The sequence below is a fragment of the Thermofilaceae archaeon genome (genome assembly GCA_038731975.1).
Lineage (GTDB): Archaea > Thermoproteota > Thermoprotei > Thermofilales > Thermofilaceae > JANXEW01.
The window spans coordinates 58,124-74,325 of record JAVYQJ010000002.1; the positions used below are offsets into that span (position 1 = coordinate 58,124).

Here is a 16,202-nt window from a genome sequence, read left to right on the forward strand (position 1 = left end):
AACACGGTCTTACCCAGCGTAGTCTTACCGCTCCCCGATTCGCCAACCAGCGATATCGCCTCACCCACACCAACCTCGAAGCTGACTCCATCAACCGCCCTCAGGGTGAGCGGTGGCGCTAGCAAGCCGCGCCGAATCTGGAACCACTTCCTCAGATCCTCAACCCGAAGAAGCACGTTGTCCGACATTTCAACCACCCTTCGCGTAGAGCCAGCATTTGACTGCATGGCCGGGCTTCACTTCAACCGTGGGCGGCTCCTCCCTCCTACACACGTCCATCACGTACGGGCACCTCGGGTGGAAACGGCATCCCGGCGGCGGACTAATCAAGCTGGGCGGCGCCCCCGGTATGAACTCCAACTTCTTATCGACTCTCAAGCTGGGGACACTCGCCATCAGCTTCTGCGAGTACGGGTGAGCGGGGTTGGTGTAAAACTCGTCAGCGCTCGCGAGCTCCATCATGTGGCCAGCGTACATCACCATCACCTTATCGGCTAGCTCGCTGGAGAGGGCTATGTCGTGGGTTATGAAGATGTAGCTTATACCCTGCTCCTGCTTAATCGTCTTCAAAAGGTTCATGATGTTGGCTTGAGTTATCACGTCCAGCGCCGACGTCGGCTCGTCAAGAATGACCACTTGAGGGCGCGTGATCAGGGCCATGGCTATAACGGCTCTCTGCTTCATGCCCCCGCTCAGCTCGAAGGGGTATCGATCTGCGAAGCCCTCGTGAACTCCAACCATGCGCAGGTACTTCCTCGCCTCGGCTATCGCTTCCTCCTTCGATAGGCCCTTGTGTATCATCAAGGGTTCTGCGATCTGGAAGCCGACCCTCAGAACCGGGTTAAGGGAGTTCTGCGCTCCCTGAAACACCATCGAAATTCTTGTCCACTGAACCTCCCTGCGGAACTCCTCGTCGCTTAGCTTCATGACGTCGCGCCCCTCGAGGATTATTTGACCGTCGTACGTGTGCACGTTGCGCGGTAGAAGCCTGATTATGGCCCTGGCCAGCGAGGATTTCCCGCAGCCCGACTCCCCCACGATCGCCAATGTTTCTCCTCTTTCTAGCGCAAAGCTGATGTTGTCTACTGCCCTAACGACACCCTTCCTTGTCCCGTAGTACAGGCGGAGGTTCCGGACGTCCATGAGCGGGTTACCCATCCGCCTCACCCTACAATTCCCTCAACCTTGGGTTAACTATCTTATCCAATGCGAAACCGAGACTGGCGAAAGCAAACGCTGTGAGCATCAACATGAGTGAGGGCTCTAACACCCAGTAGTAGAGGCCTCTGTACAGTGCACCGTTATCGGCTGCATCGCTTATCACCTTACCCCAAGTGGGAAGGAAGGGGTCGCCCAGACCAAGTAGAGAGAGGGCAGCTTCAAGGAAAACATAGCCCGGTACGGCACCGATCAAACCCGGAACGACAGGTGGGAGAATCTTCGGAATAATGTACAGCGTGATTATTCGGAAGCTCGACGCTCCGTAGGCGCGTGCGGCCTCGATGTACGGGTACTCTTTTAGCTGCATGACTAAAGCCCTCGTGCTTTTGATCCCCCCTCCGAAGATGCTCAACACGATGATGACTGCGAGAAGCACCCAGATGTCTATCTTGTAGAAAGTCGAGATCAGGATTAAGAACGGGAGAAACGGAATGACCATGTACAATTCCGTGACCCTCTGGATGGCTGAATCCACCCATCCACCATACCAACCGCTTATAACGGCGATAAGCATCTGAAGGAAAGTAGTGACCAGCGAAGCTGTAAGTCCGAACGCAAGCGCTATGGGGGTGCCCCAAAGCAGGGCAATCTCGAGTGGGCGCCTCAAGTGGTCAGTTCCAGCTACTCCATGCACAGTACCGTATATTACGACCCTTGCATCTAAGTCGTCGCTCCTACTGAACAGAGTGGCCTCTATAGTTATCGTATAATCACCCTTTTCAACTTCGAATTCGCCGCTCTCGAGCGATGCTGGGGTAACCCTCCCGAACAGCAGCTTCAGCTGCGTAACTCTATCACTTACGTTCACGGGGTACTTCGCCGTGTACTGCGACAGCAAGTTGCTCAGAACCGCGCTGCTGATCGATACGTAAATCCGATCGTCGGGCACCCTTACAACGTAACGGATCACCTCGACCTCTTCGCCACTCGGCTTTCTCAGTACAACCCTTACGTAGGGCGCGGACCCCGTGAAATTGGAGAATAGAAAAACGTTAAACTCGCTGGGCAACTCGTCGTAATCGAACCGGAACCTGCAGGTGATAACCACCTTCTTCATATCTGTCGCTGGAATCTCGATTACACTCTTCGAGACCCCTGTTTGCTGGAGCCTGCTGTCAAACCTCATCGTCCGAGGCAACCGCTTACCAACAAACACTTCTATCCACTCGGGAGCGGCCGTCCTCGGGTTATCGATCCACATCGCCTCTTGACCCCTCCACATCCTTATCGCTTCTTCGTAGGGTATGGCTATGATAGCGTAGACGGAGATTGCGAGAAGCAGCGCTAGCAGACCGATACCGACGATACCCGCCTTGTAGGATAGCAGCTCCTTAACGACACCCTTCAACCCGTACTCCACTCCCGTCGCACTCATCGGATTTCACCCAAACTGGACCTTAATCCTCGGGTCGATTATCCCGTAGATTATGTCTAGGATGAGCACCGTCGCCATGAGCAGGTACGCGTAGATCACTGTGAAGCCGAGGATGACTGGCGTATCGTTGTACATTATCGCTGAGTAGGCAACCGAGCCGAGCCCGGGCCAGTTAAACACTCTCTCCGTTATAATGGCACCGCCCCACGAGCCTATCAACCCTAGGGCGAATCCGGTGATTATAGGGGGTAGCGCCGGCCTCAGGATGTACCTCCACTCAATCAAGCGTGGTGGGAGACCCTTAGCCTTCGCGGCTTCAACGTGATCCTCGGTTGAAAAAATCAGGAAGAACGTCCTGTTGCCGTAAACGCCCAAGAATAACCCTGAAATAATCCAGGAAGCCATCGGGAGAATCATGTGCTTCAGCACGCTCAACGCGTAGAGCAGAGGGTCTCTAGGGGGTGGAGTGTCGACTATGCCGCCGGCCGGGAGCACGTGAAGCCACGTGTAGAAAATCAGAATCAATATGATTCCATAGAACCAACCGGGAAGCACGGATGTTGGAGCGAGAGAAACAAAGATTTTGTCGAGCAGGCTTCCATATCTCCTGGATAAGTAGAGGCCTAAAAAGAGGTGAAGGAAGAAGTTGATCACCATCACCGTCGTAAAGAGAAGAACCGTCGCAGGCAACCTTTCAAGGATGATGTTCTTTACGAGCCTCGACCCTGAATCGCTCGTCATAAACTGTGCACGCCCCAGTTCGAGCAGAGCTGCATCGCGAAGATAAATAAGGCTTCTGTAAAGGAACGGTTTATCTAAACCAAGCCTTTCAATCTCCTGTCGAACGATTTCATTCACTAGCCTCTCCCTCTCAGCGCCCGAAAGCGCTCTATACGCAGGATTCCGATTCACTTCATCCCAGACTCTCATCCGTAAATCAGCGATTATAATCTCGTCGACTTTGCCACCCATGTTAGCGACGAGGATCGTGATGTATATGGCGGCGAGCATAGTGAGGTATAACACCAAGCCCCTTCGAATAACGTACTTGACTAACCCTTTGATGGGCATCGCAAGTCATCCACATAGGGGATTTTAAAGCTTATCACACGATTACGATTCATTAAAATCCTTTTCATTATAAAGATTTCGCAATTCCTAAAATACACGTAAAATCAGAAAAAGTAAAGTAAAATTATTAGCAAGATATAGTATACATGCTTTAAATTTATGAACAAAAATATAATACCAAAAAATAATCTTTTTTATTTTTATTTTATTTTTATCTTACAACCGTTTCTGATGAAGGTTTAGTGGGTGTTTTACGTATAAACGGCAAGGCTAATGCGATGATCGCAAGGATGACAGCCAGTGCTCCCAGCGCAATCGCCGTATTCACTGAGGAGCTTAATGCGGCAATTCTTCCCTCTAAATCTGAGAGCCTCGCGCTTGTGCTCTGCTCTAAGCTGGTTATCCTAGCTTCGGTTCGAGCAAGCAGAGTTGACATGTAAGCGATCTGGGAGATGGCCAAGAAGCTGGCCTCACTTGTCACAGGCATTGCCACATCCTTGCTCAAAGTGAAAGTCAACACCTTGTATGCACCAGGGGTCATCTTACCTGTAACCTCAGCCGGTACTGAGATCCTGAACACGCCGTCGGCGACCGCTGCAGCTTCACCTTTACCCAGCACGTTCCCAGCTGCGTCAAGAATCAAGTACTTTACGAACTCGATTCTACCGGCCGGGTAGGGCTGACCCTTGTAGCTAACCCTAACCGTAATGTTGGCAGGAAGGCCAGGTACAACGTTCTCAGGCACCTCTATACTCACCTCGGGTATCGGTGGCTCCGCTAACCACGCCCACCTGTCAGCCTTATCTGGATAGTTCCTATTCGCCTTCAGCACAGCCGTATGGGCCAAGTAGTCAACGCTGTCCAAGTAGAATGGACCGTCCCCAACCCAGAAGTGGCCGTGAGCCTGGTACCAGTTTAGAAGAGCCTGGTACCTGGCTTTTGCTTCCTCAGGTGTTACGTATTTGCTCGCGAACTCTTTGAAGGGTATGTAGCCAGTATCTAGCATTTCGCGTAGCGTATCCTCCAGGATCTTCAGTGAAGGTCCTCCGATGTAGTTCATCCACTCCACCTTCAACTTGTCAGCTTTACTGGTGCTGAAGGCTAGCAAGCCTTTCTCCTCCGCCCTGATGCCTATAGCTGTTACGTGCCATGGAATATTCGGCCAACCGGCAAAGTAGGTGACGATGAACTCAGCTTCTGGATGAGTGAAGTTGCCGTACCACTCGATCACGAGGGGAGAGGTGCTAAGGATCCTCCAACCCATGAACAGTTTCCTCCACTCTGTGAAACCTGGTACAGCAGCGGCATCGTAGAGCGGGCTCTCAGGATCCACCCTGTAGAAGCTCAGTGGCCACAGGGCGACCCAATCGGCAATCGACATTGTTGTACCATCGTGGTACCTGATCTTGCCTAGAACATTTCCGTAGTTTACCACAACCCTGACTTTAGCGTACCTTACTCCAGCTTCACTGGCTGTTACCACTTTACCGGCTTTCGTATCGAAACCCCACCAAGCGTCCGCGGGAACCTCAACTTTATCGACGAATCTGAGGGTCAACCAATCGCTTGAAGTTGTCGTGCTCACTCCTTTCTCGGCGAACACAGTAGCGTTAACGACTCTCTCAGGCATTGGCAGACCAGTGTAGGGGTTGGTGAGGAACGCATAACCCTGAGTTGCTGCAATGATTACGGAATCGTATACCCAGTTGGTGCCAGCTACGGGGTTCCATGGGTCAACCAGCACCTCCCTGTTGCCAGCTCTAAACGTTCCACCGACCTTATCAACAAATCTTACGGTTCTCGACCAGAGAGCTGTTGCAAATCCGCCGCTCAGGTCTGCAGCTAGAGTTACATCTTTCCTATGTAAGTAGGGCACGATCTGATCGACGAGCCAAACTCTCACAGAATCCTTCATTGCCAACTCCGCTGCCTTCGCCATCAACTCTTGTCTCTCTTCAATTGTTTTGAACTCCCTGTTCCACAGTTTAGCAGCGACTTCGTAGAAGATTGGGTCGGGCTTGTAGGCCTGCCAGAGGGGCTCCGGCCTGCCCAACGGTGTGTAGAAGAAAGCCCAAACGTCGGCGTCATCCCTGCTCACAGCGGTGGTGATCCAGCCGCCCGTGTAGACATGCCATTGGCCATCCGCCGGATCCCCTCTCAACCAGATCGGTGCAGCTTCTCGCGAAGTCTTATACATCCTCTCAACGGTGAAACCAAGCTTCTCCAACTGGTCAGCAACGTAATCGCCAATCTGCCTCCTCTGATCCTCAACCCTAATCAAGAACTTAATGACGACTGGCCTACCCTTATAGTACCACTTTCCATCCCTATACTCGCAGCCCATCTTTGCCATCTCTTCGAAGATCACTGTCCTAGCTAGTTCGGGGTTATAACTGTACTTCGCCTCTAGAACCTTCACGACGTCGGCTAGCTTAGCGTAGTCCGGGAAGGCTGAAACAAGGGGGAACCACTTCGGCCTAGCGAAGCCGAGCATTATCTCTTCCACAATGTAATTTCTGTCCACCAACCAGTTCATGGCTTCCCTTACCCTCGGGTTGTAGAACGGGTTGAAACTGCCATCCTTAAACTCCGGACCTACCGGGTTGAAAGTTAACTCGAAGTAGAGTCCATATGCGTACTTATAGGCGATGTTCGGATCGGTTTTAATACGTTCAGCGAGCTTGGGATCAGGTCGAACATCACTGAAGTAGGCGTGAATGTCGCCTTTGCTGATCATGTCCACGACCTTAGCGGGATCAGGTTCTTTTATCCAAACGACCTCATCGACCCAGGGTCCCTGCGGAACCTCAGGTGCAGCTTTCACCAGCTCGAACGTTAGGAAGTTTGCCGAAATCACTGTCAGTAGGATCAGTATTGCTACTAGACGTTCTTTCATCAGCCTTAAGGGTTACTATAAGTACTTTATATCCTTTTCCCCTTTTAAACACACTAAAATTGATCTATTACAAGTAAGGGAACAGTTATAATAGAGGAGGGGGCGTGCCGCCCTGTGAAGAAACGTTCGATCTTGCTGCTGCTCGTGGCGCTCCAGTTAGTTGGATTAGCGTATCCCCAACCCTTTAGAGTAGGTGGTGCGAAAATTCTACCCGGGGGTTCGATCCTAGCGTGGGGGGAAATCCCAGTAAACAACACGGTGCTTCCAATAATTGCAATAATCGATACTGCCGGACGGGTTCGTGATGCCCTCTGCCTTACCGTTTCCAACGCTAGATTGATCGTTCTGGACGCCCTTGAGGATGATGGTAGGATAGTGGCGGGAGGCATCGTAGTGAGAGAGGGGCAGAGAGAAGCCTTTGCCGCTAGCTTTAGCAGTGAGACGGTGGACTGGGCTTTCTCGCTCCAGCAAGGCGTGTACTTTGTTAAGGCGTTGACCAAACTCAGCAACGAATATGCTCTCATCGGATTAACAAGCGGTGCTAGCGACTCCGATATCGCCGTTGTTTTCGTCGACAAGAAAGCCACGATACGGAGGGCCCTGAGATTCGGCTGTCCCATGTATGACGACTTCGTGGAAAAAGCGTTTACGCGCAATCAATCCCTCCTGATAGTAGGTTCCACCTGGTGCCAGAACGTCTCCTACGTCGATGCATTACTAGTCAATATGACAGCCGGGTTATTGCAGTCGATCACAGTTGGAGGAGCTGCTCATGACGAAGGATTAGCTGCAAAGGTTCTAGACGGTAAAATGGTGGTCGTTGGCTCATCGTTCACCTCGCCCGGTGGACTCAGCGATGCGTACCTCGCAATCCTAAACGGGACTGATCTAAAGGTTCTCACCGTAGGCTGGCAGAGCTACGATGGGTTTATCGACGTCTGCGGCAGCTTAACGAACCTTTACCTGCTGGGTTACGCAACGATGGATGTGAAGACCAATGGGATCTTGATCCGCTTAACCGAGGGGGAGGTTGCATCAGCTCTACTGGTAGAGTGTGATGAGAGCATCGTACCGCTAGCCATTGGCTACGAAGGCGATAGGCTTGTCGCCGTATTTAAGGCTACAAGTGCCCTGGTACTGGTAACTTTTGATCACGATTTAAAACCGTTGACAGCGTTTACGGTCGGGGAGTCTAGTTTCACAACCTTGCGCGTTCGAAGCATCCGAGATGTGAAGAAAAACGTACACAACGTTAGCGACAGATGGAGGGTCCAGCACCTCCAGCTTTCATTAGAACCGATTAACGTTTCATTGAATCCCCTCAACCTTGAGGTTAACCGGTTAAGTTTGGTGTCTATGCCTTTACGCATAGAAGTTGGGGAATACGTCGAAGAAATCCCTTTGTCAAAGTCTCTGATCCGTGCAATCGAACAGAATATCCCCTTGATAATAATCCTGGTGCCGCTCCTAGCTGTATTGTTAATAGTAATCATCGCCGCTAGACGGCCGAGATGATCGTTCTAAAACCAGGAGTAAACTACTTAAAGCTGGAGCAGCGGAGAGCGATGCAGCCCCGGTCGTATAGCCCGGTCAAGTAACCGCTTATCGGGGCTTGATTGCCGGCCTCTCGAGCCGGAGAGCGGGGAGCCGCACGGAAAACCCGGGTTCAAATCCCGGCCGGGGCACCACAGTTCGTTAATTCCGCGGACTACTAATACGCCGTCCTCCTTCTCTCCATCCCAACGCTACAGCCCAGAAGACTCTTGAGCCGAATCGAAGCGCCATGTTAATGAATTTTTATTAAAGGTGCAAGCGGTTAGCTTTAAAGAAACAGTATCAATTTCCCACATCTGGTTGCTCCTCAGGGCGATGCTTATTGAGTTTTACGAAGTAGAGTTTTTAAGTACACCATCACGTTAGCCTGATATGAAAAGGAGGAACGAAGCACCAGTAACGGTAGTAGTCTTAGCAGCGCTTTTAGTACTCTGCTCCTATCTAGCAACAGCTGCCCCAGAAGAGCTTAAAATCTCTCTCCTAGTAGTGGAGCCCGACGGGTCACCTCTCGCTAACGCTACGGTCCTCATCCTTAACTATAGGACGATACGCCCGACTCTCATTGGTAACACAAACGCAAGTGGGCATTTCACTGCGTCCGTGCCATCCGGTGACTACTACGTCATCTATATCCTCATGTTTTCAGGAGATACGCTCACTCACGTACCCGTTAAAGTGGATCTAACGAACTACCCGAACGCCCTAGCCCTCTCGGGCACTGTGACGCTGTATCCGGCGGCGCGCGTCATCGTCTCAGGTCGGATAGTGTACTTGGGTGGTCAGCCGGCGGGCTCAGCCCGCGTTATCGTACTGAGTAGAGAGGGCGATCCTCTTTCCCGATATTTAAGTGCTGGTGAAGTAACTGTTGCGATGGAGAAAGCCAACGTAACACTAAGCCCTCGAATCGTCGATGTTTACGGCCCAGCCGATGATTACGTCTTTATCAAAAGGGGGTTAGGCGCTGAGGTACTTCGAGCCAACGAAGCGATAGTCCCCATAAACACCCCTATTCGTCTGAGTATTCAGTACAGCGTTCTGGAGGTTGAGACGACGATGCGCATCGTTTCGCAGAGCGTTGAGAGAGGTACCCGTGAAGACCCCCTCATTTTCAAGAGGGGTGATGTCATGGAGATAGACCTTTTAACCATCAGCCTTGAAGGCCAGATCCATCGCTCGAAGCAGGAGCTTGCTAGCGCCAAGGAGCTGATCGCAATGTACGAGGCTATGGGCTTCTACATACCGGAGCTGAATGATGCGCTGCTTCGGAGCAGCGATTATATCGCGAGCGCAGAGCAAGCGTTTGCACGAGGAGAGCCTCCTGAGAGAGTGCTAGCGCTGCTCGAGGCGGCGCGAGCGATAACTGTTTTCCAGGTACCAGCGCGATTGAGCTTCCTCAGAAGTATAGCAACGGTGGGCGCAACGGTAATGCCCAGCTTCCTAGCAGCATTCGCCGCAATCCTATCCTTCTACTTCTTCGATAGTCAGCGCGCCAAGATGATCTCCTTCCTACTGCTCTATGCAGCTCTCGTGCTAACCTTCGTCTACGTTTACCCAGGCTTCAGGCTGCTCTGGGCTCTGGACAGATCCCTCTTCCTAGCGACCGTAGCTGCAGCTCTCGTGGCGTTTACCATGGTAATCTTCGTACTTCCGCGGGTAATCAAGGAGCCCCAGCTACCAGGTGAGATCTCCCTTTCAGGCCTCATCGCCGTAGCATTCACGCTGGGCAAGCGGTATTCAAAGGTCAAGGCGTTGAGGACGTTCATCACGGTTTTCAGCATTGCCGCTTTCATCTGGGCTTTCACAGTGCTAGCAACGTTCGGCGCGGTCTACGAGAAGATCGAAGAAAGGGGGTTCGCCGACTACCCGTTTAACACTTTCATCTTAAAGAAAGTCGCAAATGGGACCCCGCTACCCTTAAACATCGAGCTCGACCCTCTACTATTTGAGGGTAAGGAAGGTTTTGGAACCATCTCGTTAACGGTTTTCAACAGGCCCGACGTCAGCCTTAGAATTGCGGTGTCCCACGCGGGTCGCGAGGCCTTTCTGCAGTTCGCCATGGGGGTGGACGAGAACGAGTTGAGGCTTGATCCAAGACTGTCGGAGAGTATCAGGCTAGTAAGACCGTTCGGAAACGATTCCGTCATCCTACCCTTGACCGTTTGGAACATGCTCGGCTTACTCGGAGGAGAGACTCTCGACGTTACGTTTGAAGCGCAAGGCTTTGGAAGGCAAAGCCTAAGACTGGTGGCTTCTGGCTACTTTAACGAATCGTCTTTGGAAAGGGTTCTTGACCCAGATAAGGCTCCTCTTAGACCATTCGTCGTGAGAGAAGGTGTGGTTAGCTACGCCAACGCTTCGACTATCCTCATTACATCGTCTCGCCTGCTCACACGATTGCTAGCAGCTGAAGGAGGTTACTCACAGGTGTTCTTCGCTTATAGAATCGCAGCATCCAACCCTGGCGAAGAGGAGGGAGTAGCATTAGCCAGCGAGATCATCGATAGACGGGGCGAGGGGTACGTCGCGATATCCTGTTACAACGGTAAGTGTACGAGAGTCTACTATGGCACGCGCGTCAGGAGTATCTTCGAGCAAGAGCTCACGTTCCTGGTTCCTCTGCTCATCGTCGTCGCAAACGTGCTACTGAGTATGTTGAGCATCATCAGGGAGAGGAGGAGAGAGATCTTCATCTTTACAACCGTGGGCTTTAACCCGAGGCATATCGCTCTCGTCTTCCTCGCCGAGGCAATCGTATACGGGCTCTTGAGCGGAGGCTTCGGCTACGTGGCCGGCCTAGCATCGTTTAGATTGCTCAGCATGTTTGCAGGTCACTTAAACCTCATGATCAGAGAAAAGCTTGAGTGGTACTGGAGCTACCTGGCCATCGCGCTCGCCGTAGTCGTCTCAATAGTAGGTGCGATCAAGCCGTCAATGGACGCTGCATACATGTTCGCGCCCACAGAAGTTCGAAGGATAAAGATTGCTGAAGTGAGGGAGAGAGCTAAGCGTACAGAGTACGTGACACGCACAGCAGCGGCGAAAACGTTCTCAATACCGGGTGAGGTTAAAGCCGATGAGGGAGAGGTGGCTTTCGCCTACATCTACTCCAAGCTGGCCGATTTGAGCTACGGTGAGCTTGAGGCCGTGAGGGAGCTGACGGATCACCCAGCGGAAGAGCGCCCAGACGGTACGCGCATCAAGCGCTTCACCTTCATTTACGCGAGTACAACGCAGCTGGGGGAGAAGGCTGAAATTGACTGCGAGCTTCGCTTCGTGCTCAGCCCCTCCGCGGACTCGTATAGGGTTGAGCTGACAACGAAACCTGTGGGACAAGCTCCTATAAGCCACATGGATTACGCCGCGGATCTGGTGAAAAGGATCATCAATGATTGGATGAGCGAGAGAGAAAGGCTTCTCTCCCCTGTCTAGGTAGGCTTTTCTTCAACCCATTTAACTGGACGCGGTTTCAAGTACTCTATTTTCCTCTCAACATCTTTAAGCTCGTTTTCGGCGCCGCGTATCTTCATCTCCAGTTCCCTCAGCTTCTCCTCGATGCTACGCCGCTTACCGCTGAGCTGGTGGTACCTTACTTCCAGCCTTGCCATCTCATCGTAGCTTCTAGCTTGCCGCAAGGCTTCGTACGCTTCATCCTCCATCTTCTTAGCCTTATCATACAGTTCTCTAATCCTTCTTTCTTCCTCCTTCAACCTTTCCAATTCTTTTTCTAACTCTTCTTTCCTCTTCTGGAGCCACTCTAAGCTGAGACTCTCCATACGCATCTCGGTGGTTATCACCTTAACTACTCTTAACGTTTTCCACGGAGTGTACGGTCCGCCATAGCCAGGACTGACCCCCTTATCCCCTCGTTTAACAGCTGCTGGTAACTCCAGCCCTCTTCAAGGAGCGTTCTAGCTGTCTCTGCATGCTCGTAGGGGAAAACAACCCATTCCTCTACTGTTTCAACGTAGTGGTCGGGTTTGTATGTGCACCACGGTTTCACGTAGAGGGTACAGGTAACGATGTTGGCGGCACCAGCGCTTTTCAAGTACTCTGCTACGGTCTTTAACGTGTCACCTGTATCCGCTATGTCATCAACGACCAGCAATGACATGCCGACCACTTCGGAGCCAAGCCCTCCGATGATGCTTGGCCTGGACTTGCGTTTCCCTATATCCTCGTAGTACTCGACCTGAAGAGAGAGTATCCTTTTCACATCGAGCATATCCGAGAGAAGCCTTGCTATAACGAGCCCACCTCTCGCCACGGCTACGATTGCATCAAAATTTCTACCTTTGACAGCCTCTGCCAAGCGCTCAACGTCGCTGACGAGCTTCTCCCACGAGACTACTCGGAGCCTGGTTGAAGCGCAAACATTATCCACGAGGTTCAAACGTGTACGATTTAAATATATGCATTCAAATTCGATGCTGGAAGTGAGTGAACAAGCGCGAGGTGCTGCCAATGATAATTCTCATAGGAGGTACGCCAGGCGTGGGCAAAACCACGGTTGCAAAAAGAGTGGCTGAAAGCATTGGGGGCAAATACATCAACGTAGCCGAGCTGGCCGTGAAAGAGGGGCTCGTTGTAGGCTACGACGCAGAGAGAGACGCTTACATAATTGATGATGCGAGAGCGCGGGAGAGGCTACGTCAAGCTGCCAGAGAAGGCATCATAATCGTTGATACTCACGTCGCTTCGGCTGTGCCGCGGGAAGAGCTCTACGTTGCTGTAATCCTACGGTTGGACCCCCGTGAGCTGGAGACAAGGCTACGCAGTAGAGGTTACCCGGAGTGGAAGGTGCTCGAGAACGTGCAAGCCGAAGTCCTTGACGCATGCCTAGTTGAGGCAGTAGAACTATTCGGAGCCGAAAGAGTCTTCGAAATCGATGTAACCGGGAAAAGCGTTGAACAGATTGTTGAGGAGGTGATGGCTGTTATCAAGAGTGGGAAGGGAAGCAAGCCTGGCTCCGTTAACTGGCTGGAGCGGCTTGGAGGGGAGGCGATAAAGTATCTAGCGAACGCTTAATAATGCTTGAGCACCGACTAGATCGTGCGCAGAGTTCAGTGGGCGATCCTCCCCGTAGCCCTACTAGTTAGCCTCATCTTGCCCTCCGTCACCGAACCGATAGAGTTCATCTTCTCAAGTTCTCATAGAGGTTTGAACGTGAAGCTCACGCCCGTAAGGAGTGTTGGACGACGAACCGGTGTAGCCGCACTATGCTTCGATAGCACTCCTGTGACTGAAGGGCAGACCACGATCGCTGTATCGCAGGGGCTACGCTGCTTCCTCTTCCGAAGCAACGAGACCCCCATCGTATGGCTCGACTCTTACAGGCTTAAGAGCATTAGAGTCTATGAGAGTGCTACTCCGAGCATCGTGTTAGAACTGGAGGAGGGAGGTCAAGGAGAGGCTTACGCCCTAAGTGGGCTTACGCCCGGCAGCGAGGTTTACGTCCTCCTGAGAAGGAACGGTGTGGCAACCTTTGAATACCTGTTCAGGGTGGTTGAGAGCGAAGCTCTAATAGAGATCTACGGGTCAGCTAAGGGGGCCACAAAGGTTACCGCTTTCGCTTACGCTGCAGCAGAGGACTTTAACGCCTCCCATCCGCCCCCCGCGAGCCTCTACGTCACCGAAAGTGAAGTTGTTGACGGAAGGTTCCTGCTCAGAATAGAGAAGGGAGGTGCCCCGTTTACGAGACAAGGAAGGCCGCTGATCGAGGTTAACAGCACTTTAGTGCTTCACACGGAATGCTCGTACGGTGTAATCAACTTAACGGACTACTTGGCATCCGATAGGGGTGTTAGACTTACCGCGAATCTCGACTGCAAGGAGTCATCCGAGACGCGTACTCCCTAACCCGTTGGGCGAACCGCTCGGCCAGCTTGTTAGCAGTACTCCAGTCCTTTGCCTCGCAGGATACCCGGACTATGGGCTCCGTATTTGACGCGCGTATCAGTACCCACGCTTCCTCCATCATCACCTTCACACCGTCTATGGTTATGGTCTCATAGCGCTCGCTCAACTCCCTGCTCATTGCGTCCACGATGGCGAACTTTACTTCATCGGGTACTTCTACTTTGACACGGACAATCGGGCGCTGCGGCGGAACAACATCTGAGATTCTTCCGAGGTTGGCCACTGCCTCAGCGAAGTAAAGCGTAGTGAGGAGCCCGTCATCCATGTTAGCGTTCCTCCACACAACGTAGTGCCCACTGCTCTCAACCCCCAGTATGGCTTGGCTCTTGGCGATTTCCCTAACCATGAACGTCCTTCCCACAGGCACCCATTTCACTCGGTTGCCATGGGCTCTTACAGCCTCCTCCAATATCGTTGAGCACTCTACGTTTGCTACAACGTCACCGTAACCCATCCCTTCGAGCATAACGATCGCCGCCTGCTCAGCCGTTAGAACCCTGCCCCTCTCGTCCACAAAGACGACACGGTCCCCGTCTCCGTCGTACGCTACCCCGAAGTGCGCACCCCTTTTCACAACTTCCTCGCACAGATCCCGTAGTTTTTCTGGCAGCGGTTCAGACCCCCTGCCGGGGAAGCGCGGGTCGATATCGGCGTTTATCGAGTACACTTCGTGACCCGCATCCCTCAGAAGGCGCGGAGCGATCAGTGAAGCCGCTCCGTTTGCACAATCAACCACTACTTTCAGACCTGTGCTCCGCGCTCTTGAAAGCAGAAACGATGCGTACTCGCCCAGGATCTCGACCTTCGCGTAACTGCCAGGCTTATCTGATAGCTTCAATTCGGAAAAGAAGAGATCGCGCAGCTTCGCTATTTCATCGCCTACCATAGGGTCGCCGCCCCTTTTGAATAGCTTGAAGCCGTTCCACTCTGGGGGTAGGTGGGAAGCTGTTACGTAAGCTCCTGCATGGTTCTTGTGCAGCGTGGCATACATCACTGCACCGATCGGAACCGTCCCCAAGTCTACAACGCTGGAGCCTCCGGCCATTAGGCCCGAGATGAGAGCAAAGTGTAGGTAGGGCGAGCTTGCACGTACATCCATGCCCACCGCGTAAACCTCCCTACTGTAGTGAGAGAGTGCGAGACCGATTCTTGCGGCAACCTCTGGCGTTAAATCGCGGTTGCTCACCCCCCTAATGTCGTAGAGCCTGAATATGTTCGCTAAATCCTCTCGCACGTAGTAGTCCACTAAGAGCTAGGACTTAAGTGTTAGCTTGGAGTAACGAGGACATCAAGGCATACCTTGTACACTCGAGGAGCGTACTCCGAAACCACGCGAGCATCCAGAACCTTAATGTTGGCGTTCCGAAGCATAGCTTCCCGCTCTATTAGAGCGTATGCCTCGGAGTATAGGTCCTGCTCTTGGGACCAGTGGTAGAAGTGGATGACCCCTCCCTCAGGCTTTAGGCACTGGAAAGCCCTATCGAGGAACTTGTAGGCCCCCTTCGGCAGAGGCATGACGACCCTGTCGCACACTCCGTACCAGCGACGCGCTTCCTCCTTCACGTCGCCGAGCACCGGGAGGACCTTATCTTCGACCTTGTTCAAGCGGACATTCTCAACCATGTAGTTGTATGCAACGGGGTTTAGTTCGATAGCTACGATTTTCGCGACTTGCGGCTGCTTCTTAGCTATCATCAGCGCGTATGGCCCTACACCAGCGAACATGACCATGACAAACTCCCCGGGCTTCACTTGAGATGCCACCCTGACCCTTTCTGTCGCCTCGCGCGGCGAAAAGTACACTCTAGATGGATCCAGTTTTAGCCTAACCCCGTGCTCGATATGAACAACCTCCGTACTTCCCTCGCCTGCTAGCACTCTGTATTCCCGAAGCCTGTACACCCCCCTCCTTTCCGATAGCTTCTCGAGTACAACCCTGACGTTCCTGTGAAGCTCCATAAGAGTCTTCGCTACGACCTCCCTTACGTGCGGTGGTGCGTCTTCTGGGAATTCAACGATTGCAACCGCCCCGCTCCTCGAACCTACTATATCGTAGCTTGACGGCACGTACTTAACGTCCTCCCCTAAGCGCTCGGCGAGAAGGCCTCTAAGCCCTTTCCCACGGTTCATGACCGTCACCGAGTGCTCCGCCGCGAATGTTTGGCGCTA

General features: G+C 52.5%; 13 protein-coding genes and 1 tRNA gene. 5 read left to right on the forward strand and 9 right to left on the reverse strand.

Annotated features, from left to right (window positions below; all coding sequences use genetic code 11):
• The 5 genes from QXF46_01845 to QXF46_01865 all read right to left on the reverse strand — a co-directional run.
• A partial coding sequence (locus QXF46_01845) for an ATP-binding cassette domain-containing protein (protein ID MEM0225600.1) occupies positions 1 to 188 on the reverse strand: 188 nt, incomplete at its 3' end.
• A 1-nt stretch (position 189) separates the two neighbouring features.
• A complete protein-coding gene (locus QXF46_01850) occupies positions 190 to 1,158 on the reverse strand; it encodes an ABC transporter ATP-binding protein (protein MEM0225601.1) in 969 nt (322 codons plus the stop codon).
• A 10-nt stretch (positions 1,159 to 1,168) separates the two neighbouring features.
• Positions 1,169 to 2,596 (reverse strand): ABC transporter permease, encoded by a 1,428-nt coding sequence (locus QXF46_01855; protein ID MEM0225602.1) that lies wholly within the window; start codon positions 2,594 to 2,596, stop codon positions 1,169 to 1,171.
• A gap of 6 nt (positions 2,597 to 2,602) precedes the next feature.
• On the reverse strand, positions 2,603 to 3,667 hold the full coding sequence (locus tag QXF46_01860) for an ABC transporter permease (protein MEM0225603.1): 1,065 nt from the start codon (positions 3,665 to 3,667) through the stop codon (positions 2,603 to 2,605).
• A 211-nt stretch (positions 3,668 to 3,878) separates the two neighbouring features.
• On the reverse strand, positions 3,879 to 6,563 hold the full coding sequence (locus QXF46_01865) for an ABC transporter substrate-binding protein (protein ID MEM0225604.1): 2,685 nt from the start codon (positions 6,561 to 6,563) through the stop codon (positions 3,879 to 3,881).
• A 114-nt stretch (positions 6,564 to 6,677) separates the two neighbouring features.
• On the opposite strand from QXF46_01865, the gene QXF46_01870 reads away from it, so the two are divergent.
• The 3 genes from QXF46_01870 to QXF46_01880 all read left to right on the forward strand — a co-directional run bounded on the left by QXF46_01870 (position 6,678) and on the right by QXF46_01880 (position 11,546).
• Positions 6,678 to 8,078 carry a hypothetical protein gene (locus QXF46_01870; GenBank protein MEM0225605.1) on the forward strand — a complete coding sequence of 467 codons (1,401 nt, stop codon included), beginning with the start codon at positions 6,678 to 6,680 and terminating at the stop codon, positions 8,076 to 8,078.
• A 55-nt stretch (positions 8,079 to 8,133) separates the two neighbouring features.
• Positions 8,134 to 8,251, forward strand: a tRNA-Glu gene (locus tag QXF46_01875).
• A 238-nt stretch (positions 8,252 to 8,489) separates the two neighbouring features.
• Positions 8,490 to 11,546, forward strand: coding sequence for an FtsX-like permease family protein (locus QXF46_01880; GenBank protein MEM0225606.1), 3,057 nt, complete (start codon positions 8,490 to 8,492; stop codon positions 11,544 to 11,546).
• Here QXF46_01880 and QXF46_01885 read toward each other — a convergent pair.
• Together QXF46_01885 and QXF46_01890 are read right to left on the reverse strand one after the other, a co-directional pair.
• Complete coding sequence (locus tag QXF46_01885) at positions 11,543 to 11,896, reverse strand: hypothetical protein (protein ID MEM0225607.1); 354 nt, start codon at positions 11,894 to 11,896, stop codon at positions 11,543 to 11,545. The two genes, QXF46_01880 and QXF46_01885, sit on opposite strands and share 4 nt — an antisense overlap.
• Positions 11,897 to 11,922: 26 nt before the next feature.
• The gene (locus tag QXF46_01890) at positions 11,923 to 12,498 is read right to left on the reverse strand and encodes a phosphoribosyltransferase (GenBank protein ID MEM0225608.1); all 576 of its coding nucleotides are present in this window, start codon (positions 12,496 to 12,498) and stop codon (positions 11,923 to 11,925) included.
• 56 nt (positions 12,499 to 12,554) lie between these two features.
• Here QXF46_01890 and QXF46_01895 point away from each other — a divergent pair, with 56 nt between their 5' ends.
• Both QXF46_01895 and QXF46_01900 read left to right on the forward strand, forming a co-directional pair.
• Positions 12,555 to 13,142 carry an adenylate kinase family protein gene (locus QXF46_01895; GenBank protein MEM0225609.1) on the forward strand — a complete coding sequence of 196 codons (588 nt, stop codon included), beginning with the start codon at positions 12,555 to 12,557 and terminating at the stop codon, positions 13,140 to 13,142.
• A 24-nt stretch (positions 13,143 to 13,166) separates the two neighbouring features.
• Positions 13,167 to 13,973, forward strand: coding sequence for a hypothetical protein (locus QXF46_01900; GenBank protein ID MEM0225610.1), 807 nt, complete (start codon positions 13,167 to 13,169; stop codon positions 13,971 to 13,973).
• Here QXF46_01900 and QXF46_01905 read toward each other — a convergent pair.
• Positions 13,924 to 15,267 carry a hypothetical protein gene (locus QXF46_01905; GenBank protein MEM0225611.1) on the reverse strand — a complete coding sequence of 448 codons (1,344 nt, stop codon included), beginning with the start codon at positions 15,265 to 15,267 and terminating at the stop codon, positions 13,924 to 13,926. The two genes, QXF46_01900 and QXF46_01905, sit on opposite strands and share 50 nt — an antisense overlap.
• 32 nt (positions 15,268 to 15,299) lie before the next feature.
• Positions 15,300 to 16,163 carry a class I SAM-dependent methyltransferase family protein gene (locus tag QXF46_01910; protein ID MEM0225612.1) on the reverse strand — a complete coding sequence of 288 codons (864 nt, stop codon included), beginning with the start codon at positions 16,161 to 16,163 and terminating at the stop codon, positions 15,300 to 15,302.
• Positions 16,164 to 16,202 lie beyond the last annotated feature (39 nt).

Bases quoted from the DNA above. Each gene is read 5' to 3' on its own strand.
- QXF46_01850 (MEM0225601.1), bottom strand. From the start codon at position 1,158: ATGGGTAACCCGCTCATGGACGTCCGGAACCTCCGCCTGTACTACGGG.
- QXF46_01910 (MEM0225612.1), bottom strand. From the start codon at position 16,163: ATGAACCGTGGGAAAGGGCTTAGAGGCCTTCTCGCCGAGCGCTTAGGG.
- QXF46_01865 (MEM0225604.1), bottom strand. From the start codon at position 6,563: ATGAAAGAACGTCTAGTAGCAATACTGATCCTACTGACAGTGATTTCG.
- QXF46_01855 (MEM0225602.1), bottom strand. From the start codon at position 2,596: ATGAGTGCGACGGGAGTGGAGTACGGGTTGAAGGGTGTCGTTAAGGAG.
- QXF46_01885 (MEM0225607.1), bottom strand. From the start codon at position 11,896: ATGCGTATGGAGAGTCTCAGCTTAGAGTGGCTCCAGAAGAGGAAAGAA.
- QXF46_01880 (MEM0225606.1), top strand. From the start codon at position 8,490: ATGAAAAGGAGGAACGAAGCACCAGTAACGGTAGTAGTCTTAGCAGCG.
- QXF46_01860 (MEM0225603.1), bottom strand. From the start codon at position 3,667: ATGCCCATCAAAGGGTTAGTCAAGTACGTTATTCGAAGGGGCTTGGTG.